Source organism: Bacteroides eggerthii, assembly GCF_025146565.1.
Lineage (GTDB): Bacteria > Bacteroidota > Bacteroidia > Bacteroidales > Bacteroidaceae > Bacteroides > Bacteroides eggerthii.
The window spans coordinates 2234137-2258496 of sequence record NZ_CP102258.1; the positions used below are offsets into that span (position 1 = coordinate 2234137).

15 protein-coding genes are annotated in these 24360 nt (G+C 44.7%); 5 read left to right on the forward strand and 10 right to left on the reverse strand.

The features are described from left to right. Positions 1–74 precede the first annotated feature (74 nt). The 4 genes from NQ546_RS09130 to NQ546_RS09145 form a co-directional block, all read right to left on the reverse strand. Entirely contained in the window at positions 75–1874 is a 1800-nt protein-coding gene (locus NQ546_RS09130; protein ID WP_004289833.1) for a bacterial Ig-like domain-containing protein, read from the reverse strand. A 94-nt stretch (positions 1875–1968) separates the two neighbouring features. Then, the gene (locus tag NQ546_RS09135; protein WP_004289834.1) at positions 1969–3720 is read right to left on the reverse strand and encodes a RagB/SusD family nutrient uptake outer membrane protein; all 1752 of its coding nucleotides are present in this window, start codon (positions 3718–3720) and stop codon (positions 1969–1971) included. 37 nt (positions 3721–3757) lie between these two features. Then, a complete protein-coding gene (locus NQ546_RS09140; RefSeq protein WP_004289835.1) occupies positions 3758–6952 on the reverse strand; it encodes a SusC/RagA family TonB-linked outer membrane protein in 3195 nt (1064 codons plus the stop codon). A 395-nt stretch (positions 6953–7347) separates the two neighbouring features. Beyond that, the gene (locus NQ546_RS09145) at positions 7348–11610 is read right to left on the reverse strand and encodes a hybrid sensor histidine kinase/response regulator transcription factor (protein ID WP_004289836.1); all 4263 of its coding nucleotides are present in this window, start codon (positions 11608–11610) and stop codon (positions 7348–7350) included. A gap of 177 nt (positions 11611–11787) precedes the next feature. Between NQ546_RS09145 and NQ546_RS09150 the strand changes: the two genes are divergently transcribed. The 3 genes from NQ546_RS09150 to NQ546_RS09160 are packed head-to-tail and all read left to right on the forward strand — an operon-like array spanning position 11788 to position 16271. Further along, complete coding sequence (locus tag NQ546_RS09150) at positions 11788–13275, forward strand: arabinan endo-1,5-alpha-L-arabinosidase (RefSeq protein ID WP_039953163.1); 1488 nt, start codon at positions 11788–11790, stop codon at positions 13273–13275. 20 nt (positions 13276–13295) lie between these two features. After that, on the forward strand, positions 13296–15275 hold the full coding sequence (locus NQ546_RS09155; protein WP_004289838.1) for an alpha-L-arabinofuranosidase C-terminal domain-containing protein: 1980 nt from the start codon (positions 13296–13298) through the stop codon (positions 15273–15275). Positions 15276–15299: 24 nt separating this feature from the next. Beyond that, positions 15300–16271: a glycoside hydrolase family 43 protein gene (locus tag NQ546_RS09160; RefSeq protein WP_004289839.1), complete on the forward strand. Its 972-nt coding sequence runs from the start codon at positions 15300–15302 to the stop codon at positions 16269–16271. 92 nt (positions 16272–16363) lie between these two features. On the opposite strand, the gene galK is transcribed toward NQ546_RS09160, so the two are convergent. From galK to NQ546_RS09175, 3 genes are read right to left on the reverse strand one after another with little or no spacing between them, the layout of a single operon-like run. Further along, on the reverse strand, positions 16364–17518 hold the full coding sequence (gene galK, locus NQ546_RS09165; protein ID WP_004289840.1) for a galactokinase: 1155 nt from the start codon (positions 17516–17518) through the stop codon (positions 16364–16366). Between the two features lie 54 nt (positions 17519–17572). Further along, positions 17573–18883, reverse strand: a complete 1311-nt coding sequence (locus NQ546_RS09170; RefSeq protein WP_004294887.1) for an MFS transporter — start codon at positions 18881–18883, stop codon at positions 17573–17575. Between the two features lie 54 nt (positions 18884–18937). Next, a complete protein-coding gene (locus NQ546_RS09175; protein WP_004289843.1) occupies positions 18938–20035 on the reverse strand; it encodes an aldose epimerase family protein in 1098 nt (365 codons plus the stop codon). A gap of 203 nt (positions 20036–20238) precedes the next feature. On the opposite strand from NQ546_RS09175, the gene NQ546_RS09180 reads away from it, so the two are divergent. Continuing rightward, the gene (locus tag NQ546_RS09180; protein ID WP_004289844.1) at positions 20239–21213 is read left to right on the forward strand and encodes a type I phosphomannose isomerase catalytic subunit; all 975 of its coding nucleotides are present in this window, start codon (positions 20239–20241) and stop codon (positions 21211–21213) included. 138 nt (positions 21214–21351) lie between these two features. On the opposite strand, the gene NQ546_RS09185 is transcribed toward NQ546_RS09180, so the two are convergent. From NQ546_RS09185 to NQ546_RS09195, 3 genes are all read right to left on the reverse strand, one after another. Beyond that, on the reverse strand, positions 21352–22197 hold the full coding sequence (locus NQ546_RS09185; protein ID WP_004289845.1) for a DUF4373 domain-containing protein: 846 nt from the start codon (positions 22195–22197) through the stop codon (positions 21352–21354). Continuing rightward, a complete protein-coding gene (locus tag NQ546_RS09190; protein WP_004289846.1) occupies positions 22191–22538 on the reverse strand; it encodes an SH3 beta-barrel fold-containing protein in 348 nt (115 codons plus the stop codon). Before NQ546_RS09190 ends, NQ546_RS09185 begins: the two co-directional genes overlap by 7 nt. 191 nt (positions 22539–22729) lie before the next feature. Beyond that, entirely contained in the window at positions 22730–22915 is a 186-nt protein-coding gene (locus NQ546_RS09195; RefSeq protein ID WP_239463449.1) for a hypothetical protein, read from the reverse strand. A gap of 899 nt (positions 22916–23814) precedes the next feature. Between NQ546_RS09195 and NQ546_RS09200 the strand changes: the two genes are divergently transcribed. Beyond that, positions 23815–24333 carry a UpxY family transcription antiterminator gene (locus NQ546_RS09200; protein ID WP_004289849.1) on the forward strand — a complete coding sequence of 173 codons (519 nt, stop codon included), beginning with the start codon at positions 23815–23817 and terminating at the stop codon, positions 24331–24333. Positions 24334–24360 lie beyond the last annotated feature (27 nt).

Below are 24360 nucleotides of genomic sequence, written 5' to 3' on the forward strand. Positions count from 1 at the left end.
TAAGTTTTTAAGATCCATATCGTTCCGTTGATAAAAAGGAACGATATGGATGATAAAGAATTTAATAGTTATTCTTAATTATTGAAGACGAGATGGCAACCGTCAACGGTTAGTGCGAAGTTCAAGTCATTGGAATTCACTTTGTTGATGCCTAAATAGTACTGGGTAGAAGTTGCATTTGTAGTACCCTCCATCACTGCTTGAACATCGGCGGTACCATTACCGCAGTTGGTTACGTAGACCGTTACTTTGGCTCCATTCATACCGGCAAGCCAAGTAAGCCAGTCGCCTTGTGTTCCGTTGTGAACGCAGGCGTCATATCCGTTGCCATCATCGGCTACTCCATCCCAACCATAGTTGTCGGCGCGAACTACTGCGTATTCTTTGGTAGTATCGGTTTCGCGGAGAACCACAATGAAATTGTTCCAATTATGACTCAGGTTGCTGTAGTTGGTGAAAGTGATAGACTTTGTTTGGCCCACAGGTACGTTGAAGTCATCTGAAAAGGCTCCAAAGAAGGCTGTTGAGTTGTCATTGGCTCCTACTATATTGGTACTGTTACTTACTGTAGAAACAGTAGATTTGGAGACTGTAATCCCTATCGTTGCGGTGACTCCTTTTTCAGCGGTAATGGTAACAGTCTGAGAACCGGTTTTCGCAGGAAGGGCAGAGAAACTGAGTTTAGCGTTGTCGATGACTTTTGAACTTCCGTTGGCATAAGTTGCCGTAACTACCATACCTGTTGGATCGAAAGCCATAGTCCGGTCTGCTAAAGTCTCGGTAGCTGCCGAAGTATAATAATAGTATTGCATATGCGAGGGTTGAGTAGTCACTTCGATGGATACAATTTTTTCCACAACTTCAAAGGTCGCGTTAGCCATAATTGGCTGTTCGCTGTTTTCACCTTTGAAAGTTTTGTTGTAGATAGCCACAAGACTTTTCATACCCGGTTGCTCCATGTCGGGGATAGCAGATATATGGAGTTCGGAAGCCGTTACGGTTTTAGTCACTCCCTCTTCAAAGGTTACAATGGCAGAGATGTTAGTCATGGCCTCTTCAAGCGAAGTACCCAAAGATATCTGTGCGGGTACATTCTGCAATACCATTGATACCGGATTTTTGTCTGCGGCAGATGTAAGCCCACCGACAGGAACGATGTTGGTTTGCAGGAAGTCGATGTAAGAGCCTTCGGGGACTAAGAAGCAGCGAATGTTGGTGTTGCTTGCATCTGCATTCAGGTTGGGTTCTTTATTCGGTTGTGCATAGGTCTTAGTAGCCACGCCGTTGGTCATCTTGACGGTGAAAGCATTTTCGCTGGTGCGGTCTACGGTGAGCGTCACTTTGCCACCCAACTTTTGTACGTTCTCGTCTTTGTTATCAACGGGATTAAGAAGCAAGGTGCCCGATATGTACTGGAAGTCAATATGATCGCCCCACTGAGAGTTATAAGTTTCAGGGTTACCTGTAACATCAAAGCGGATAGCTCCATATTCGAGATATCCCTCACCGCCACGTTCCACATCATTGGTGATGATAAGGGCAAAGTTCTTATAATATGTGTTATCGGCAGGGTTGATGTTAAGATTGAACACCGCGTTCCATTTCTCGCCGTCAGGTATCACATAATACTTGGAAAAAGCAGCCCAGAAACCGGAGGTGAAATCCGTATTCCCGATGGTGTACACATCTTCCTGCATACCTTCGAGTACTTCATCTTCCGGTTCTTTCTTGGAGTCTTCTATTTCCTGTATTTTATCGGAAATCCATTCGGGAGCATTTACGTCATAGAGTTCGCCTCCTTCGCAGCTTGCCAGGGCCAGCATCCACAAGGCTGCTGCACAGCAGAAGAATGTTATTTTATAGAAATGTTTCATTTTCTTTATTTTTTAATAGGTAATGGATTGAAACGTTCCCCGCCCTGCTCCGGTTGAGGCCGTAGGGCTGAGGGGAGTGTGTTTCTAAGTTTATTTACTTGCTTAACTCTACGACCGGACGTACTTTCCATCCGTTTTCCCGGAAGTAAGTGGAATTATCTGTACTGTGATTGGCAGAGTTTCCTGTCAGGTTCGGGTTGTTGTTCATCAACTGTTGTACGATAGGCAGGAACTCATGTCCCGGTCTGTAAGTATCGAAAGTGCTCTTCAGTTCGGAGTCGCTTGCTATATCGCTGTACTTCACAGGATCCTTTACTCCATTTATGGAGCGGCGCACTGTGCCATGTTCTTTTAGTTGTTGCAGGCGTCCGCTGTCATAGAAGAATCCCCAGCGGATGAGGTCGAAGCCTCGTCCGAATTCACATCCGAATTCCTTAGGACGTTCCACATTGGCTATCTGTTCAAAGAGTTTGTCGGCAGAATTAAAGTCTTCAAGTTCCAGATCTGCCAGATTAGCGCGGTTACGCACTTCATTGATCCAGTCGATAGCCTGCTGTGTGGGACCGTTGACTTCGTTCTCGCACTCGGCAGCGCGTAGCAGTACATCGGAATAGCGCATCAGCCGCAGGTTGATACCATCGTGCAAGCCCGTAACCACAGTGCTATACAATCCGGTACGGAGATTCGTGAATTTGGCAATCGGCAGACCTCCGAAAGTATTGTTGGTTACGATATTATCAGTGGATTTAAGTGTATTTGTATAAGCCACATTGCCATACTCGAAGTTCTCCCAATCGGTTTCATAGGTACCAATGGTCCAATAGAGTCTGGGGTCGAGTTTTCCACCGGTGGTGCGCTCTTCTTTAAAAAGCTGGTAGAGCCAGGGCGAAGCCGAGATGTCGGCCCATCCGCCGTAGATACCCGGAGCGAAGTTGCTCTCGACGGCCGAGCCTTGTGTGGCATTGGGGCTTGTGTTTACCGGTGTCCATTCGTCGTCGGTGCCTTGTGCTCCATAGTCGAGGAACTGTACTTCGAAGAGGCTCTCTGCATTGTTCTCGTATGCCGAACCTTCGCGGAAGTTATCTCCGTAGTTGTCCATCAGTTTATAAGTGCCATACTTTTTGCCGATGATGTCTTTCAATACCGGAAGTGCTTCGCTGTATTTTTGACGCATCATGAGGGCGCGGGCATAATAGCCGGCCGCAGCACCGCAGGTGGCACGTCCGCCGCTCCATTCACTGCCTTCATCGCGGGAGGGAAGCAATCCCATTGCTTCCTGAAAGTCTTTCTCCACTTGGTCGAGTACTGCATCGTAGGTGCTGTTGGCGCCATAAAGTCCGTTCAACGAAGAGTAGGTGGCATAATCCGTAATGAGAGGCGGATTCTGATAATAGCCCACTAAGTTGTAGTAGGATAGAGCGCGAAGGAAAAGCGCCTGTCCTTTGATGCGTTTCATTTTTTCGGTAAGCTGGCTGTTATCTTCACCGCAACGTGAAATGGTGAAGTTGCACACATTGATGGTATAGTACCACTCACGCCAGGGCCACCATGTGATGTCCGAAGTGACTTCAGCATTAAGATCATCAAAAGGCAGATACCACACTTGTGAAGAGTTCCAGGCTTCATCGCCACGACACACATCGATGGTGTAGCCTACACGAGCATAAGAACCTTCCATGCGGATGTGGTTGTAGGCGGCAATCACACATTCCTCCAAGTCGTCAGCATTAAAGCCGAATGTACTTGAGGTTTGCTGGTTGGGATTCAACAGTTCCAATCTGTCGTTGCAGGAAGTCAGCACGCCAAATCCCAAAATGAGAGCAAGTGAATATTTATTTAGTTTCATAAGATATGTTTTTAATTTAGGTACTAGAAAGTAACGATTAGAATGTAAAATGAACGCCACACATGAAAGTACGTGCAGTAGGATAGGAACAGAAATTGTATCCCGGAGTGAAAGTTCCTCCTGCGTAATCCACATTGTAACCATGATAGCCGGTGAATGTGTGGAGATTCTGTGCCGATACGTAGAAACGTACATCGGATACATATTTACCGAACCACTTATCCGGGAAGTTGTAGCCCAATTCTACATTGGCTATTTTCCAGTAGGCTGCATTCTGAATCTTGCGTGAACTGAAGAGGTCGTTCCAACCCAAGCTGGCACTGTTGGTGACATAGGTGCGTGGCACGTTGGAAAGGTAAGTGCTGCCGTCTTCGCTAAAGCGGTTGGCTTCGAGCATACCCACTTCTTTGTTTCCCCAGCCATAGCAAGAGTTGAGTGAGTTGTAGATGTCGTCGCTAACGTGATAGTTCAGTGCGCCGAACGTTGCGATGCTCAGGTCAAAGCGTTTGTATTCAAAACGGGCATTAAGGCCGAAATTGATTTTTGGCATGCCGCTGCCCAATACCACTTGATCTTCGGAGTCTACTTTACCGTCATTGTTTACATCTTTATAGAGGCAGTCACCAATTTGGGCGCCTTCTTGTGTGGCGTGGTTGTCAAGATCTTCTTGCGTGCGGGCGATGCCTTCATAAACCCAACCGTAGAACTGACCGATTTCTTGGCCTACTTTAGTGATGTAAGAACCTGAGATATAAGAATCGGTACCGAAACCTAATGAGGTTACGCGGTTGCGTAATGTGCTAAGGTTGGCCGATACTTCATATTTGAAGTCATGGTCGCGGTTGCGATAGGTAGCGGAGAACTCAAAACCGGAGTTGTTCATCGAAGCGGCATTCATCGTTACGGTGGTGTTGGACACTCCGGCTTGTTCCGGAACAGGAACAGCATACAGCAGGTCTTCACTGGTATTCTTGTACCACTCAGCTGTAAACTCCAAACGATTGCGGAACAAAGCAAGATCGATACCCACATTGTAGGTCTTCTTTTTCTCCCATGCAAGGTTATTGTCCACGAAAGTGGAAACGGCAGAACCGGTCACTACGTTACCGTTGAAATTGTAAGTCATATTATTGCGTGACATGACGGCCTGATACATGTATTCACCGATGTTCTCATTACCAAGCTCGCCATAGCTTGCACGAACTTTGAACATGTTCACGACGTCCGGATTGAAAGGGAAGAAGTTTTCTTTGTCAAAGCGCCAGCCCACAGAGACGGAAGGGAAAGTTCCCCAACGGATACTTCTGGTCAGGCGTGAGCTGCCATCCCGGCGTACTGTTGCCGATAATAAATATCTGTCATCGTAGTTGTAATTGATACGACCGATGTAGGACAAGATAGCATGCTTGTATTCGTAACTTTCGGAATACGTGTTGGCGGCATTCTGCAGTTGTAGGAAATAAGGTTCGGTGAAGTTGATTCCCCATCCGGTCAGCAGGTCGGTGTTTTCTTCTTCGTAAGACTGGCCTGCCACTACGTTGATGTGGTGTTTGCCTATCGTACCATCGTAAGTAAGCACATTCTCTATCAAGGCGTCCGAATAAATACGGGAACCCTTGGTCAACCGTTCATTACTCTTGGACAGATAGACGCGGTTACTCTGCACCCATGCCGGAATCCAAGTGAAGTCCTTGCAGAAGGTTTTGCTGTAAGAGAGGTTTATTTTATAGTTGAGTTTGTGGTTTTTGCTGTTGAAGCCGAACATATTGAAGATGTCTACGTCTGCCGAGCCTGTTCCCACGAAACGGTCCACACGTGTGTTGCGTTGCAGCAGGTTGTTTACCAGTAATGGATTGGAAGCGGAGATATCACCATGTATGGTATCGTAGTATACGCCATAGCCGTAAGCGTCATAATTGAAGTTGTTGGCAATTCCCACCAAATTGTCGAGCACCCATGTTGAAGAATCGTATGCTTTGATGGTGGGCTGCATCAATAAGGTTCCGCGTAGAATGTTGGTTACGTCGCCATACAGACCTTGAACGTATTCGGAAGCATTGGACAGGCCCATGTTGTCTTGGTCGGAGTGGGAGTAAACAAGGCTGGTCTGGAACTTTATGAACTTGGTGTCCATACTGTTGTTGACACGTGCGGTGTAACGTTCGTAGTTAGGACCGGCACCTTCGAGTGTTCCTTTTTGGTTGAAATAGTCTAATGCTATATTATAGGTGTTGTGAGCACCACCTCCGGAAAGGTTTACATTATGGTTTTGACGGATACCCGTTTTGAATACTTCGTCGAACCAGTTGGTATTGGTGTCATCTTGGAAATGGTATTTCCCAGTTTCGCTGTTGAGCTTGTATCCCGATGGCAGCGGAGTGTTGGAGTTTGCACAAGCCTGACCGATGTACTGGCTGTATTGGTCGGCATCCATTACATCATAGACTCCCTTAGGAATATAATCCATACCGAAATATCCATTGTAGTCCACTTTCAGCGGTTGGTCTTTTTGTCCGCGTTTGGTGGTGATGATAATCACACCGTTGGCAGCACGTGAACCGTAGATGGCGGCAGCCGAAGCATCCTTCAGTACCTGGATGGTTTCAATATCGTTGGAAGAGAAATCGCGGATGGAAGTTCCCATGGGAACGCCGTCGATGACATAGAGGGGAGAAGTACTGCCGAAAGATCCTACACCACGAATACGTACGGTAGGATCGGCACCCGGCTGTCCGTCGGAGGTGACTTGTACGCCGGAAACCTTGCCTTCAAGCATGGTGGAGATGTTGGAGTTTGATGTCTGTTTCAAAGCTTCCGCATCTACTACGGCAACAGAACCGGTTAAGTCGGATTTCTTTTGTGTACCATAACCTACAACAACCACTTGTTCCAGCATCTGGTCATCAGCCTGTAATTGTATGGTATCAATAATGGCGCGGTTGCGAACTGCTACTTCGCGTTCCTTGAAACCCACATAGCTTATCAAAAGGATAGCGTTTCCGGGAACTTCCAACTGGAAGTTTCCATCCAGGTCGGTAATGGTTCCGCCTTGTCCGCCTTTAACTCTGACGGTAGCTCCTGGCATAGGTTCACCTTGTTCGTCGACAATTTGGCCACGAACCTTGATAGTCGGAGATTGTGTCACAGTAGCCATGGCAGGTGTAGGATACACCGTCATACCGCTAAAGGCACACAGACCAAGCATTACGGAAAGAAATAAATGTTTCCTCATTTTTAAAAGAATTAAGATTATTAAATTAATAGATTAGATCACCGTTAACTATATTATAATATTATATTGGTCAATATACGATCCTATATTGACCGCCGGGAGAGTCAGGTAACAGACTTCACAAAACTGGGGGAGGTTGAATTTAGCCAATGCCATCTACGATGGACAGCCGTTCTCTTGTCGTTCTTCATATTATTAATATTAAAATTAGATTTCCAATCATTGCTTTTCCTTGAGGGATTTCCTGAAGAAATAAGCAATGATTGTATGGCAAAAGTAGGGCTTATGGTGTAAATAGGGGTGGACAAATGGGTTTTAGAGGTGGATAAACGAATTTTAAGTGTAGAGAATACAGCTTATTATGTAGATTTATTGTTTTTTGCCGTAAGTAAGGGTTATTCTTCCTCATTAAGCAGTGAACTTGGCGTCGTATTGAAGTATTTGGTGAAGCATCTCGTGAAGTATTTAGGGTCATTAAATCCTACTTCATAGGCAATTTCCGCAATGTTCATGCTTTTATTTTCCCGGTTTTTCAGTAATAGTTCGCGGGCAATGTTCAGGCGGTAGTTGCGTATGAATTGTCCGGCAGACTGCCCGACGAGACTTTGTAGCTTTTTGTTCAACAGGCTTTTGCTCACACCTGCCGCTTCGCAGAAATCGCTCACCTCGAAATAGGAATTTTTGTAGTTCTCCTTAATGACATCCATGATGCGGTTGAGGAACTTCTTGTCGCCCGATTCCTCTTCCATATTCAAGGCATCCACATCCATGGCTATGGCAAACTTCTTTTGATAACGTTTACGGTTCTCAAGGATATTTTCGATGCGGGTAAGCAGTAATGTCTCGTCAAAAGGTTTCAGTAAATATTCGTCAACTCCTATGCGGTAGCTTTCCAGGCGTGATTCCTGCGATGTCTTGGCTGTCAGCATAAGGAAAGGGATATGGGAGATAGCGAAATTCTCTTTTACCCGGCGGGACAGTTCAATGCCGTCCATTACGGGCATCATCAGGTCGCTGATGATGAAGTCTACCGAATGTGAGTTTAATATGTTCAAGGCCTCTGCTCCATGGGCAGCTTCGAATACATTGTATTTATCCCGTAGGATGGAACGGATATATCCACGCATATCCGCGTTGTCCTCGACCACCAGGATTGATAAACCTTTTCCGAAGGTATCGGATGGGGGTAGCGTATCGGAAGTCATAAGTTGCGGGGCGCTTTCGGCTAGTGTTTCCACCGTATTGCTTTCCGGTGTTATCGGTAGGAGGATGCGTAGCGAGCAGCCTGTCGTATGGTTGTTTTGCGCATGGATTTCACCTCCATGCATCTGTACAATGCGTTTACACAAGTAAAGTCCGATGCCGCTTCCGGCCTGTCCGTACATCGGATATTTGGTTTGTCCTTGCGACTGGTAGAAACGGTTGAATATTTTGATTGCGTCATCATCGGGAATACCGCTGCCTGTGTCGCTGACACAGATGTAAAGCATGGATTTGCGGTTATCGGCAGGAGGTAGCAGGGCTATGAACAGAGACACACTTCCGCCGTTGGGTGTAAATTTAATGGCATTGCTCAGCAGGTTCGTCAGCACTTTGTGCATCGCTTCTTCGTCGTAGGAGATTTCCGGTGAAGGCATCCGGAAATAACGTTTCACTGTGATGTCTCTTTCTTTGGCAAAGACTTCAAAAGGTATGATCAGTTCATTGGCAAATTTCAGAAAATTATTCCGGGATTTTACGATTTCCAGTTTGCCCGACTCCACTTTACGGAAGTCCATAAGCTGGTTGACAAGCGATAACAGGTATTTGGAATTGCGTTCCACGAAATGTAGCTGCTCGATGACTTGAGGGTTGTAGCTTAACTTTAATGCACGCTCTATCGGCCCTATGATCAGTGTGATTGGGGTGCGGAATTCGTGTGTGATATTGGTGAAGAATGCTATCTTGTCCAAGGTCAGCTCTTGTATCTTACGTGTCATTTTGGTAAGCTGCGCTTTCTGCCGGGTAATTTTCTCGTTTTGTTGCTTCAACATCCGGTTCTGACGGGACAACTCTTCGGTCTGTTCTTCCAGTAGTTGTTTCTGCTTTTTCAGTTCATGGGTGCGTTGTTCCACCTTTTGGTGTAATCTTGCTTTTTGCTCTTTCAGGCTTCGTATGCGCCATTGGTAGAATTGCCATGTAGCGAATGTGGCAAGGATTATTACAAGCAGTATAAACCAGGTTGTCTTGTAAAAATAGGGCTGGATTGTTATTTCCAGTTCCGTTATATTATCCTCTCCGGTTGGGGTGTAGGGCGTGTACTTCACTTGCAGCGTATAGTTTCCCGGAGACAGATTGGTGTAAGTAGCAAAACGCCGGCTGGCAGGCACGTGTATCCAACGGTTGTCAAAACCCAGTAGGCGGTAACTGTAAGTGGCGGTATTGTCGGACTCGTAGTTGAGTGCGGAAAATTCCAGTGAAAAAGATTTTTCACGTTCGTGGATGCGGATAGCCTTACTGACGGCAATATCGAGCGGCAAGTATTCGTTGCCGGGGAATATTTCCTCGTTTCCTACTTTCAAACGGGTGAACCGTACTTTGGAAGACTGGGTTGTAAGGGCAGGCAGGTTGCAATCTATGGCAACCAGTCCGGATACGGTGCCGAGGTAGAGCTTGCTGTATTGTGAACGGTGAGCAGCATTCCAGTAAAACTGGGTATCGGCAAGACCGTCTTGCCGGTTGTAGTTGATAAAGTGGTTTTCTGTGGGTTGGAAGCGCGACAGCCCATTGTTGGTTGCTATCCAGATACATCCTTTATCATCTTCCAGGATACTGCGGATACTGTTGTCTGGCAGACCATGAAGGGAGTTGTAACAGACGAACTGTTCTTCTCCATCTTCGTTCTGCATACGTTTATAAATGCCATAACCGTTGCTGCCCAACCACAGTGTGCCGTCCTGAGTTTCGTAAAAGCAACATATCTTTTCTATCAGTCCGGAAGACGGATCATCCAGTTTGTACTTCAGATGACGGTAACGGAATGTTCCCTCAGGCGATGAGACGAAGCGGGAGTGCAGGTCGATGATATAAACGCCGTCCAGACATCCCATCCATAATTGCCCGTCTTTGTCTATGATAGAGCCGATGCAACCTCGTATGTCCTCGGCGGCACGCTTGGCAAATGGTGAACAAAGCTGTTTATGCGCCAGGTCATAGAAAAATAATCCCTGGTTTGCTCCGATCCACATACCGTTGTTTATGGAGTCGTAGGCCAGTGCTCCGATAAAGTCTATGGGATAGTTGTCTTTATTTTGGGCTGTGATTGCTTCTATTCTGTGCTGTGGGTTTTGCGGGTTGATAAGGTTGATGCCGCCGCCCCATGTACCAATCCACAATCTTCCTTGCCCGTCGGCGGTGATGGCGCTGACAGAGTTGTGGGTAAGAGTGCCGCTTTCGTATGTATAATGGATGAAGCTGTCGCTTCCTACCGCCTTTTTATTCAGCCCCCCTTCTACGGTGCCTACCCATAAGTTTCCGCTATGATCTTCGTAAACGGCGTTCACCGGATTGTGGGAGATTGTTTGGAGATTCTTGTTATCATGCTGATAGTTCTGTATGGACAGACGCTTGGCGGTCATTTTATTGATGCCGCCACTTTCGGTCCCCACCCAGATATGCTGCCCTTCTACGATGATGCAGTTGATGAAATTGCTGTTCAGTAGCTTACTGCCGGTGTTGGATGCCTGATCGCTTATGCGTTCAAAGTTGTCCTTTATGGGATTGTATATGTTGATGCCTTTCAGGCTGGCAACCAGTAATTGTTTGTCGTTGGTTATGGCGAGACAGGTCAGGAAATTTTGTGAGAGGGAATGCGGATTGTCGGAGGCATGCACATATTGCTTCACTATACCTTCATTTTTATTATATCGGTACAGGCCTTTGTCGGTGGCGATCCATACTTCATTCTCTTTGGCTATGAAGTCTGTAAAATATAGATCCGGTGCAAAACTCAGGCAGTCGTCGATTAAGGTTTCCTCCAGTTTGCCTTGTGCAGTGATACCTACTTTGTATAGTGCACCATTGATGCCTATCCATACTTTTCCCTCATTTTCCACATCCTTAAAGACGATATCGTACCGGTAAGGATTGGGAACCTCCAGTGAATGAATACTTTCTATATCTCCATTGGTGCGGAAAGCAATACGGTGCAGGCTATTGCCGCAATACAGCCAAATACATCCGTTGGCATCTTGTGTAACCATGAATGCCGGTTGCTTAATGAGTGTCTCCAGCTTCTTTCGGGGATCATGAGGCAGTACGGACTGCATGGTTGTCAGGTCGATAATATCCGTTCCCCCTTCCGATACAACCCAAAGCCGCTGAAAGTTGTCTTCATGGACTTTGCGTATGAAGTTGCTCTTGAGCCGGCAATGTGGGGTAGCCGGAGTGAAGTTAACGAATTCATAACCGTCGTATCGGGATAGTCCGCCTCCCGACATGGAAATCCAAAGGAAGCCTTGCCGGTCTTTGTAGATATCATCGACAAAATTATTGGGAAGCCCTTCATTCATGGTTATGTAGATTGTGTTATACCGGTTGGTAAAAGACTCCTGAGCCCACAAAAAAGCGGGGCTTGCCAAAGCGATATATAATATAATAATGTGGAAAAACTTATGCATTGTTTTATCATTTGGTATTAGCACAAGCAAAGTTAATGGATTACTTGTGATGACAATAAAAAGTCTGCGGTCTTTTTTGTGAAGTTGGAAGATTGTCCACCTTAAAAGGTCATATATCCACCTCTACTGCTTTGGGCATGGCGTACATTTGCATTGTATTTTTAATTTGCTGATATTATGAGAAAAATGTTATGTGTGGCCGTCACGTCCATGGGAATTCTGTTTGCCGGTTGCAATTCTCCGGTTTTTACTCCCATAGCTTCGCCTAATCCCTGGCAGGATGACTACTCTTTTTTGTCCTCTATGGACAACTATCGCTCGTGGGGAACTTACAATGTACATGATCCGTCTTGCCGTAAATTGGGCGACTATTATTATATGTATTCCACCGATGCCATTTTGGGTGAGAACCGTCAAGAAGCCGAAGAAAAAAATGTTCCGTTGGGATACATACAAGTACGCCGTTCCAAGGACCTTGTCAAATGGGAGTTTGTCGGCTGGGCTTTTCCGGAAATACCGCAGGAAGCTGTGGAGTGGGTACGTTCACATGCCGGAGGTGAGGGAGCAACGAACATCTGGGCTCCTTATATAATCCCTTTCGGTGATAAATACAGACTCTACTATTGTGTATCGGCTTTTGGCCGCAAGACATCGTATATAGGTATGGCAGAGGCTGCATCGCCCGAAGGCCCTTGGACACAACGAGGTTGTGTTGTCAAGACCAATGAGGCTTCGGTAATGAATGCAATTGATCCGAGCGTCATGGCCGATCCTGTCACCGGAAAGTGGTGGATGCATTATGGATCATTCTTTGGAGGGTTGTACTGCGTAGAGTTGGATCCGGAAACCGGACTTCCCGTCGAGGAGGGAGATCAGGGGCATCTCACCGCACGCCGCGCCAATTATCAGAAAGATAATCTGGAAGCTCCCGAGATTATTTACAATCCTGATCTGAAACAGTATTATTTGTTTGTTTCATACGATCCGCTGATGACTACCTATAACGTGCGGGTAGGGCGTTCGGACAAAGCGGAAGGTCCGTTTGTTGATTTCTCCGGCGTGGAACTGAAAGACACTACTAATAATTTTCCTATTCTGACAGCTCCATACCGCTTTCATAATCATCCGGGTTGGGCAGGGACTGCACACTGCAGTGTATTCACCTCGGATGAAGGGCAATACTTTATGGCACATCAGGGACGCCTGTCACCCCATAACCAAATGATGGATCTTCATCTGAGGCAGGTCTTTTTTACGCCCGACGGATGGCCGGTGGTGTCGCCCGAACGTTATACAGGCAGTGTTTCCCGTAAATTCTCGGCAGAAGATATGGCAGGAGAGTGGGAAGTTATACGCATACAGGAACCTGCGTATGAACGCCGTTTGCAGGCAGGCCAGATCCTATGGGGGGAGGGACAGCTCAAAGAAGAGGAGTGGAACGTGTCTCATTTGCTGTCCTTGGAGAAGAACGGACATTTAGGTGAGAATAAGGGTAACTGGGAATTTTTGGAAGCAAAGCAATTATTGTCTCTGACTCTGGAAGGTGAAATTATAAATAATCTGATTATATTTGCCGGACACGATTGGGAAAACGAAAAGGAAACCGTTCTTTTCACAGGACTGGACAGTCGTGGCAGGTCTATATGGGGAAAGCGAATTAAGTAATCATATATACATTTTATACCATGAAAAAATACAAAGGTTTATTGGCGGTGCTGGCTCTTGCGGCAGGTTCGGCACTGCAAGCACAAACAAATGAATTGGTGATACAAGCCGGGAAACCGGGAGCGGAAATTCAGCCTACTATGTACGGTTTGTTTTTCGAAGATATCAACTATGCTGCCGACGGCGGTCTGTATGCCGAACTTGTGAAGAATCGTTCTTTTGAGTTTCCGCAACATTTTATGGGGTGGAAGACATTCGGTAAGGTGTCCCTGAAAGATGACGGCCCTTTTGAAAGAAACCCGCATTATGTGCGTTTGGCGTATGCCGGACATCCGCATAAACAGACCGGACTGGACAATGAAGGATTTTTCGGTATCGGAATAAAAAAAGGCGCTGAGTATCGTTTCTCTGTATGGGCACGTGTGGCAGAGGGGGAAACACCCGCTAAAATCCGCGTGGAGCTGGCCGATACGAAATCTATGGGCGAACAGCAGGCTTTTGCAACTGCCGATGTAACGGTCGATTCAAGGGAATGGAAAAAATATCAGGTGATACTAAAGCCGGAAGTGACCAATCCGAAAGCTATTCTTCGTGTTTTCCTTGCTTCCCGGCAAACGGTGGATTTGGAACATATTTCCCTTTTCCCGGTAGATACCTGGCAAGGACATGAAAACGGGCTTCGTAAAGATTTGGCGCAGGCACTGGCAGATATAAAGCCGGGTGTATTTCGTTTTCCCGGCGGATGTATTGTAGAAGGTACTGATATTGCATCACGCTACGACTGGAAAAAGTCGGTAGGTATGGTGGAGAACCGTCCGCTGAATGAGAATCGTTGGCAATATACTTTCCCGCATCGGTTCTTTCCCGATTATTACCAAAGTTATGGTTTGGGATTTTATGAGTTCTTCCAGCTTTCCGAAGAAATCGGTGCGGAACCGTTGCCGGTGTTGAGTTGCGGTTTGGCTTGTCAGTTCCAAAACCCGAATATGGATGCGCATGTGCCTCTTTGCGACCTGGATAGTTATATTCAGGATGCGCTCGATCTGATAGAATTTGCAAATGGTGCAGTTGATACTCCCTGGGGAAAGGTACGTGCCGATATGGGACATCCCGCACCGTTCAATCTGAAATTTATAGGTATAGGTAACGAGCAGTGGGGAAAGGAATATCCCGAACATCTGGAACCCTTTGTCAAAGCCATTCGCAAGAAATACCCCGACATAAAGATTGTGGGTGGTTCCGGCCCTAATTCGGAAGGTGAGCAGTTCGACTATCTTTGGCCGGAAATGAAAAGACTGAAAGCCGATTTGGTGGACGAACATTTCTATCGTCCCGAAGCATGGTTCCTAAGCCAGGGAGCGCGTTATGACAATTACGACCGTAAAGGCCCGAAAGTTTTTGCCGGAGAATATGCCTGTCATGGCAAAGGAAAGAAGTGGAACCATTTCCATGCTTCATTGCTTGAGGCGGCCTTTATGACCGGACTGGAACGGAATGCGGATGTTGTGCATATGGCTACCTATGCACCGTTATTTGCCCATGTGGAAGGTTGGCAGTGGCGTCCGGACATGATATGGTTTGATAATTTGAATTCAGTGCGTACAGTGAGCTATTATGTACAGCAGCTTTTTGCAACGCATAAGGGAACGAACGTCCTTTCTCTGACTATGAATAAAAAGCCTGTAACGGGTGCCGAGGGACAGAACGGACTATTTGCGAGTGCCGTATGTGACAAAAATAAGAATGAGATCATAGTGAAAGTGGCCAATACCTCAGACAAAAAACAGCCTTTGTCTTTGATTTTTAACGGATTGAAGAAGAAAGAGGTTTTGTCGGGAGCACGTTGCATCAAACTCTCTTCCGCTGACATGGATAAGGACAATACTATTGAGAATCCATTGGCAATCATTCCGCAAGAAACATCTTTGGATGTGGATGGGCATACTTTGAACGTAGATCTGGAGCCTGCCACCTTTGCGGTATATATTTTGAAGTATTGATGTCTTGAGCTTTAAAGGAATATCATGATGAAAAATATATTTATTTTTTGGGTTAGTTCTTTGATGCTGGCAGTTCCGCAAGGGCTGTCGGCACAAAGTGACACTACTTTTGTTGCTGCGGGAAATCCGATAGTAAAGCATAAGTTTATTGCAGATCCGGCAGCGATGGTGCATGATGGAAAGATGTATATTTATGGCGGCCATGATGAGTGTCCTCCACCGGAAGAGCATTATGACCTGAAAGAATGGTGTGTCTTTTCCTCTTCCGACTTGAAAACGTGGACCGAACATGCCGTCCCTCTAAAGGCTAAGGACTTTTCTTGGGCAAAAGGCGAGGCTTGGGCAAGCCAGGTAATAGAACGTGATGGCAAATTCTATTGGTACGTAACGGTGGAGCATAAGACGATTCCCGGTAAGTCCATCGGTGTAGCCGTATCCGATTCACCGACAGGACCGTTTGTCGATGCCCGCGGTTCTGCCCTCATCACCAACGATATGACAACCGACCGTAGCAAAAGTTACTGGGATGATATAGATCCCACCGTTTTTATTGACGATGACGGGCAGGCATATCTCTACTGGGGCAACAGTCAGTGCTATTTCGCCAAACTGAAAAAGAATATGGTGGAATTGGACGGGCCGATTATTCCGGTTGACTTACCCCGTTTCACAGAAGCTCCTTGGATTCATAAAAGAGGCGATTGGTATTACCTTTCCTATGCTTCCGAATTCCCGGAGAAGATATGCTATGCCATGAGCCGTAGTATAACGGGCCCTTGGGAATACAAAGGGATTTTAAATGAATTGGCTGGAAATAGCAATACGAATCATCAAGCTATTATAGAGTTTAAGGATAATTGGTATTTTATCTATCATAACGGCGGCATTAATCCCACAGGAGGAAGTTTTCGCCGTTCGGTCTGCATGGAGCGTTTGTATTACAATGAAGACGGAACGATGAAGCGTATACAAATGACGACAGAAGGTATTTATTAGAAAAGAGTGCTAGGTCAATTAAAGGTAATAAAAAATAGGGTGATATTGTGGAGAACCACTTTATCACCCTATTGCTTTTATCACGTTTTTATTTATTCCAGTCTTCGTGCACCGTCGCTGATTACGACATCGTAAATTTTCGGACTTCTGTTGAATTTCTTCTTGAATTCCTCTTTGGCTTTTTCAATGAATGTGCTGTATAATTCCTCTTTTACGAGGTTGATTGTACAACCGCCGAATCCGCCGCCCATTACGCGGGAGCCGGTTACACCGCAGTCAAAGGCAAGGTCGTTCAGGAAGTCGAGCTCTTCGCAGCTCACTTCATATAACTTGCTCATGCCATGATGTGTTTCGTACATTTTCTGGCCAACTGTTTCGTAATCGCCTTTTTCCAAAGCATCGCAAACATCAAGTACACGCTGAATCTCCTCAATCACGTATTCTGCACGCATAAAGTCTTCCGCACTGATATCGGCTTTAGCTTCTTCAAGCATTTCCATATTACAGTCGCGCAGGAATTCTACATGCGGGTGTTTCTTCTGGATGGCGGCAACAGCAGCTTCGCAGCTTTGGCGGCGTTTGTTGTATGCAGAAGAAGCAAGTTCGTGTTTTACTACGGAATCCACCAATACCAGACGGTAACCTTTCGGTTCGAACGGGAAATACTGGTATTCCAATGAACGGCAATCCAAACGGATGAGGCTGCCTTTTTTACCGAATACGGAAGCAAACTGATCCATAATGCCACAGTTCACACCGCAATAGTTGTGTTCTGTAGCCTGACCCACTTTGGCCAATTCAAACTTATCGATTTTATTGTCGCCGAACAGGTCGTTCAATGCGTAAGCGTAAGTGCTTTCCAATGCAGCAGAAGAGGACATACCTGCACCCAAAGGCACATCGCCAGCAAAAGCCGTATTGAATCCTTTCACTTCTACACCACGTTTAATCATTTCGCGGCATACACCGAATATGTATCTTGCCCAACTGGCGCGGGGAGCGTCTTCTTCATTCAGACCGAATTCTACATAATCTTTCAAATCAATGGAATAAGCTTTGACAGTGTTTGTTCCATTCGGCTTTACTTCTGCAATCATGCCTTTGTCGATTGCTCCGGGGAATACAAAACCACCGTTGTAGTCAGTATGTTCGCCGATTAGGTTGATTCGTCCCGGAGAAGCATAAACAGCTCCTGTTGTTCCGTCAAAATGCTTGATGAAACGGCTTCTTACGTATTCTATATCCATGATATTATTTTTTAAGGTGAATAAATCTATTACCTATATTGTTAGTTCTGTCTGTCAATCGACTTTAATGTCTTTGTTTACGTTTTTGCAACCAATCAGTCCATAGAACAACAGATATGCAAGAGCTGCAATGATCACCCAGTAGCTTGCCATGAAACCTGCCATGTCTGCAACGACTCCCTGAATAACGGGAAGAATACCACCGCCACATACCAAGACCATGAACAGTCCGGAAGCGGCTGCCAGATATTTACCCAAACCTTCTACTGCCAGGTTGAAGATACCACCCCACATGATAGAAGTACACAGACCGACTAATACCAGATACATGGCATTGATGGGTACCTCTGCAAGTCCGAAGGATAAGCCGCCGGTGGCACTCTGCTGAAGCACAGGCAGGTTTACGAAAGAATCGGTAGGTGAGAAAATGGCGAGGAACACCAGCAACAGGCCCAAAGCAGAAGTGAATGTAAGCATTGCCTTACTGGATACTTTAGCACCTAATGAAGCACCTGCCAGACGGCCTATCAACATGAGGAACCAATAAGTACCTACTACAAATCCGGAGATGGTGGATGCAATACCGGCACCGCCTTTTTCCACCGGGTCGGTCAGGAACAGGTTTAGTGTACCCGGTACGCCAACCTCAATACCTACGTATACAAAGATTGCAATAGCTCCCAGGATGAAATGACGGAATTTTAAAGCGCCGGACATTAGCTTGCCGATCGGTTCCGTTGTTGTAGCGGCATTGGGTTCCGGTATAGGAACGAACAACAGTACGAGGAATGCAAGTGCGAATACTGCCATCGCTGTGTACATCACAGGGAATATCTGAGAGATGGTAGCCTTTTCAATAGAACCGGCAATGAGGATACCTACGAACATCGGAGTGATAGTTGCCATTACGGAGTTGAAAGAACCGCCGATCTGGATTAACTGGTTACCTTTGTTTCCTTCACCGCCCAGCTTGTTCAGCATCGGGTTTACAACCGTATTCAGCAAGCACATAGAGAAACCTGCGATGAATGCACCGATCAGATATACGGCAAATGCCATTTCAGGGCTGGAATGTCCGGACAAGAATTGAACGCCCACGCCTATAAAACCGATAGCTACCGCGATAAGCGCTGTTTTTTTATATCCTACTTTCTGCAATAGAATACCACTTGGTATTCCCATTACTGCGTAAGCAATGAAATTACCGAAATTGCCCAACATCCCTAAGGCATTGGATACGGAAAATTGATTTTTGAGTACAATTCCCATAGGAGCAGCCAGGTTGGTAACAAATGAGATCATACCAAAAAGGAAAATCATCGTTATGATTGCGATGAGTTTACCATTCTGTTTTTGTTGTGTCATGGTTAATAAAAATTTATAAATTTATAATTAGGTTAGTTAGTTTCTCGATTTTGACTATTTTTCTACACCAAACTTATAGATGGTGATTTGTTGGTATTCATCTCCGGGAAGCAATACTGCTGACGGGAAATGAGCTTTGTTGGGGGTATCAGGGAAACATTGCGCTTCAAAGCATACGGCACTTCTTGCCGGGAAAGTAGCCCCATGAGCACCGGTGAATCCATTCAACCAGTTTCCTGTATAAAGCTGTACGCCATTTTCAGTAGTATATACTTCCATGGTACGTCCGCTGACAGGGTCGGTACAGGTAGCCGCGAGGCTTAACTCGCCACTTTCCGTTTTATTCAGTACATAGCAATGGTCGTATCCGGATCCGTTTATTAATTGTTGGAATTTGTCATTGATGCGTTCACCGATCGTGTGGGGAGTACGGAAGTCCATCGGAGTTCCTTCTACTTTTAGGATCTCTCCGGTGGGAATGGACACCTCATCAATAGGAGTATAGAAATCGGCATTAATGGTAATGATATTGTTCAAAACGCTGGGGGTGGGATTGGAAATACCTGCCAGGTTGAAGAAACCATGATTGGTTAGGTTGACCACTGTCGCTTTATCGGTGGTGGCTCTGTACTCTATCACTAAGGCATTTGTTTCGTCCTCCAGACGGTAGGTCATCTCTACTTCCAGATTGCCGGGGAAGCCCTCTTCGCCGTCGGCAGATGTGTAGTTGAAAATGACGGTCGACTCATTGGGCTGAACCGCATTCCATATACGGGTGTGAAAGCCGGTCGGCCCACCATGCAGTGAATTGGGACCGTTGTTGATGGTCAGTTGATGTTCTTCGCCGTATAAAGTAAATTTTCCATTGGCAATCCGGTTTCCGTAGCGGCCTATTGTTGTGCTTAGAAATGGTTCCGGGCTGTTAATCACATGCTCTATGCTGTCGTGTCCTAAAACAACGTTGGCATATTTCCCGTTTTTATCGGGAACCATAATTGAAAGGAGTGCACACCCGTAATTGGTGACTGCCACTTCCATGCCCTGAGCATTTTTGAGGATGTATAAATCTGTCTGTTGATTGTTAATATTCTTCTGAAAAGCTTTTCTGTCCAGACCGGACAAATTGCTTTCTGTTGGAGTAGTGTCTATCATATTTCAATGGTATTATTTAATTTTCTTGCAAATAAAAAGAAATTCTTTTGTTCTCCCAAGCAAAAGGGAAGAAATGTGGAGAACATTTTATGAAAGTTTAGCGTTTAACAATTGGAATACAAATTGATATTTTTTGTATGTTTGTCGCGTTAATCTGAAAAGTATTATAACAGTATTGAATTGTACTAACTTAAAAACAACGAATGTATCCTTTAAAATTTGAGCCCATCCTAAAACAAACACTTTGGGGGGGCGACAAGATTATCCCATTCAAACATTTGAATGAAACCCTGCCGAACGTAGGCGAGAGCTGGGAGGTTTCAGCAGTAGAAGGCAGCGAGTCTGTAGTAGCCAATGGTGCGGACAAAGGGTATACTTTGCCCGAAATGGTCCGTAAATACAAGGATGAGCTGGTCGGTGAAGCAAATTACGCTCGGTTTGGAAACAAATTTCCATTGCTGATAAAGTTTATCGATGCCAAGTTGGATTTATCCATTCAGGTGCATCCGGATGATGAACTTGCCAAAAAACGCCATAACAGCTTCGGTAAAAACGAAATGTGGTATGTTATTGCTGCGGATAAAGGTGCGAAATTAATCTCCGGCTTTTCCGAGCAGATAACTCCGAAAGAATATAAAGACAGAGTGCATAACGGAACATTTGCCGAAGTGCTCCAGACCTGTGCCATAGAGCCGGGAGATGTGTTTTATGTGCCTGCCGGTCGTGTGCATGGTATCGGCGCCGGAGCATTCGTTGCTGAAATTCAACAGACATCCGATATAACATATCGTATTTTCGACTATAATCGCAAGGATAAAGACGGCAAATCCCGCGAATTGCACACAAGTCAGGCTATAGATGCCATTAACTTTACCGATGTGCAGGATGATTTCCGTACGGAATATGACCGTATACAAAATGAACCGGTCGAAATGGTGGCGAGTCCTTATTTCACCACATCCGTATATGACATGACGGAGGAAATCACTTGTGACTATTCGGAACTGGATTCTTTCGTAATCTTTATTTGTGTGGAAGGCGCTTGTCGTCTGACGGATGATAACCGGAACGAAATAACGATGTGTGCCGGTGAAACAGTGCTGTTGCCCGCCTCTACTCAGGAGGTAACGATTGTGCCGGAAGGAGAAAGGGTGAAGCTGCTTGAGACTTATGTATGATAAGTTAATACCATCGCTGTAATTAAGTTAACTAAACTGGATGTAATTAGTTAACATCTTCATATTAATGAAGTTAACATCGTGTAGCCAATGATGTTAACTTCATTTTTTGTCTTTGCTACTTCTTTTTCTTTGGTGTCAACAGCCTGATTTTTTCTTCTCTTTCACCAGTGCCGCAATCAGGTATTTCCCTTTGGCGACAATCTCGCCCCAGCGTGTGCTGTGTATCACCTGCCATACGTATCCTCTCAGCTTTCCGTAATCAGACAGCCGCAGAATTGCATTGACTTCTTCGGGATTGATAATTTTCATCTGTTGCAAGGTGAACATCAATCCGTCGTAGTTGTGTGTCTGCCTGTTGTGTGCATATCCCGGCGGTGTCAGAAATAAGCTCCCGACAGGACTTTCTTCCTCCTTAACTGCTATACTCTGCTCTACTTTACTTTGTTTTGAATTGTCTGCATTTTCGGGTGAAATGTTTGCAGACTGCATGTAATTCTTTTGATTTTGTATGCAACCGTCTTCTTTTTCCGGTTTATGATCAGCCTCTGCTTTGGTGTCATTCCCTTTCTCTATCAGCAGATAGGGTAGTGGCGTCAATTCTCTTTTTCTCCGCTTGGTGGCATCCAGCCAAATTTTCTGAATTTCTGCAGAAGTCAGTACATGTCGCTCCTCGTAGCATCTTTTGTCGAAGAAATCTTTCTCCACCAGAATGTTGATGATGCCTTCCATACAACTTTTCTCAATTCCCGTTTTGTGTGAGAAGAGCGTGCATTGCTCTTCTCCCCACAACAGGTAATATCCCTTTTCCTTGTACATCTTGCATAGTAGTTTCATCACTGCCGCTTCTCCCACCAATCCGAATTTGGCTTCTATCAATTCTATCGGTGCGTCTTCAAAGAAATTCACATTCAATGGGAAATACATGATTCCCCCATACGTCATAGCCATAATCTTTTCTTTAATAATTAATTTTTTCAGCATATCGGTCTCCACTCCAGAAAATTCTCCAGTTGGAAATTTCTCCATGCCTGTTGTTCCACGTCCCAAAAGATGATGGTGCCTGTCACTCGGGTGATTTCGTAGTTTCTGTGGAATTCGTTTTCGTAATGTATCAGTGTTGCTTTCACCAGTTTGAATGTTCCGTCTTGTTTGTAGAATGCGATGAGAGCGTGCCCATATTGCATGTGGTCAATTAGGCTCTCAATTCTTTCTGCCATCCATTCTGCACATGTTTGGGTATAACCTTTTTCAAGCATGATACGTATTTTCCATAGTTTTCTCAGTGCTTCGTGAAGTGAAGCGTTCTTTGCCGACTTTTTCATTGTTTGTCTTTTAAATTAATATTGTTTCTTGTTTAGCAGGTGTTGGAGTCATAATAAAAAGAAAGATGCCGTTCTTTTTGAAGAAGCGGCATCTTTTTTTGATATATGGCTTGATCTTTGCTAAAGTGCCGGCAAAGATATAAGCTTCATGCACAAGTTGTATGTCGTTAATTATTTACTGTTTTTTGTTATTATTTTTTCTTTTTGTTATTGGTTATTTTTCTTAGAAATTCTTTGAGAATCTCAGTGAAATCATCCTTTATGGTATTGAATGATAGAGGTTTACCGCTCTTTGTAACAAATATCTTCCGTTCGGCTATGAAACGCTCCAATGTGGCTAATCCTGCCTTTGGATCGATCCCCATGTCTCCTTCCATGAACATCTCCAAAAGGAGCATTTCCAATACATCCCTTTTCAGGTAAACTCCTTGAATATCTTCTCCTCTCTTTACTCCTCTCTTTTTCTTAACGATTTGTGTTAAAGCAACTTTGCTGTTGTTGTTATTCCCTTTTGCAGTTTTTTTTATTCTGCGCTTTTATTCTTTTATCGTACATAATAATTCTTGTTTTAATGCAAATAATTAACGACGGAAAAATGTCATGAATGGCGAAGTTAGCTTTTCATGGGGAAGTGGGCAAGTCCTAAATGGAATTAAATAGTGGGAAATATATGTAATTGTTGGCAATTATTTGTGTATCAGAAAAATATGTGGATGTAAAAAAGTGTTTTTTAAACGTTCGTTTAATAGACGTCAATATTTTAGAAAAGTAAAAGGGAAAAAACACTTAGAAATTTGCAAAAAATAAAGATGAATAAAGTTTGGCTCAATAAGCTAATAGACAATACTTTATGCCTATACTCAATAATTTATGAAAATATTTTTATTGAACATTTTGTTCGTTTCAAAAATACAGGTTATCTTTGTGTCCATTAAACGAACGTCTAAAAAACATTCTTTGTTTTTAATGTCTTCGTTTTCAGCTTTTTATGAGCGAATAACTAACATAACTGTTTTTCTACTTCTTTTTTCCGCGATGGTAGGAAGTTCTAAAACAAGATGGATGCTAACTAAACTGTTGAAAATAACTGCATTACATAAATTGATCGGAAGTGCTTCAGTACTCCGGTGTCCCTAAAGAACGCCCTTTTCATTAGGATTTAATCATTTTATACTCTACAATTATTATTATAATGTCTCGTTCCTCAGTAAAGACATCTTCTGCTGTACAGTGCAATTCTGGTAGTCAACCGTCGACTGTTAATCCTCAATCGGATATGAATTGGTTTGCAATTCGGGTTTCTTACAGTCGTGAGTTGGCTTTGAAAGCGATTTTGGATGCTGAGAAAATTGAGAATTTCATTCCGATGCGTTATGAATATGTCATAAAGTCTGGTAAGCGTGTTCGTAGATTACTTCCGGCTATTCATAACCTTGTTTTTGTTCACTCTACTCGTAAACGTATAGATGCTTTGAAAGATGAATTGGAATCTTCTATGCCTATACGTTTTATCATGAATCGTGAGTTTTGCCGACCTGTAGTTATCCCCGATGCGCAGATGCGTAGTTTTATTCTTGTGGCAGGTAGCCACGAGGAAGCTATTCTTTATGTGGAGCCTGCCGAATTACATTTGGCAAAAGGGCAAAAAGTACGTATTACGGGTGGTGTATTCGAGGGGGTAATAGGTGAATTTGTCCGTATTCGCCACGATCGTCGTGTAGTGGTCAATATTGAAGGTGTCATGGCTGTTGCTACTACTTTTATTTCGCCATCACTCGTTGAACCTGTTGAATAATTTTCTATTTGTAATTCATAATTTATC

What these genes read in the sequence shown, in the direction of transcription:
- NQ546_RS09155 (WP_004289838.1), top strand. Translation starts at nt 13,296, where the DNA reads ATGAAAAAATACAAAGGTTTATTGGCGGTGCTGGCTCTTGCGGCAGGT.
- NQ546_RS09185 (WP_004289845.1), bottom strand. Translation starts at nt 22,197, where the DNA reads ATGCTGAAAAAATTAATTATTAAAGAAAAGATTATGGCTATGACGTAT.
- galK (WP_004289840.1), bottom strand. Translation starts at nt 17,518, where the DNA reads ATGGATATAGAATACGTAAGAAGCCGTTTCATCAAGCATTTTGACGGA.
- NQ546_RS09145 (WP_004289836.1), bottom strand. Translation starts at nt 11,610, where the DNA reads ATGCATAAGTTTTTCCACATTATTATATTATATATCGCTTTGGCAAGC.
- NQ546_RS09200 (WP_004289849.1), top strand. Translation starts at nt 23,815, where the DNA reads ATGAATTGGTTTGCAATTCGGGTTTCTTACAGTCGTGAGTTGGCTTTG.
- NQ546_RS09195 (WP_239463449.1), bottom strand. Translation starts at nt 22,915, where the DNA reads ATGGAAGGAGACATGGGGATCGATCCAAAGGCAGGATTAGCCACATTG.
- NQ546_RS09160 (WP_004289839.1), top strand. Translation starts at nt 15,300, where the DNA reads ATGATGAAAAATATATTTATTTTTTGGGTTAGTTCTTTGATGCTGGCA.
- NQ546_RS09135 (WP_004289834.1), bottom strand. Translation starts at nt 3,720, where the DNA reads ATGAAACTAAATAAATATTCACTTGCTCTCATTTTGGGATTTGGCGTG.
- NQ546_RS09180 (WP_004289844.1), top strand. Translation starts at nt 20,239, where the DNA reads ATGTATCCTTTAAAATTTGAGCCCATCCTAAAACAAACACTTTGGGGG.
- NQ546_RS09170 (WP_004294887.1), bottom strand. Translation starts at nt 18,883, where the DNA reads ATGACACAACAAAAACAGAATGGTAAACTCATCGCAATCATAACGATG.
- NQ546_RS09130 (WP_004289833.1), bottom strand. Translation starts at nt 1,874, where the DNA reads ATGAAACATTTCTATAAAATAACATTCTTCTGCTGTGCAGCAGCCTTG.
- NQ546_RS09190 (WP_004289846.1), bottom strand. Translation starts at nt 22,538, where the DNA reads ATGAAAAAGTCGGCAAAGAACGCTTCACTTCACGAAGCACTGAGAAAA.
- NQ546_RS09175 (WP_004289843.1), bottom strand. Translation starts at nt 20,035, where the DNA reads ATGATAGACACTACTCCAACAGAAAGCAATTTGTCCGGTCTGGACAGA.
- NQ546_RS09140 (WP_004289835.1), bottom strand. Translation starts at nt 6,952, where the DNA reads ATGAGGAAACATTTATTTCTTTCCGTAATGCTTGGTCTGTGTGCCTTT.
- NQ546_RS09150 (WP_039953163.1), top strand. Translation starts at nt 11,788, where the DNA reads ATGAGAAAAATGTTATGTGTGGCCGTCACGTCCATGGGAATTCTGTTT.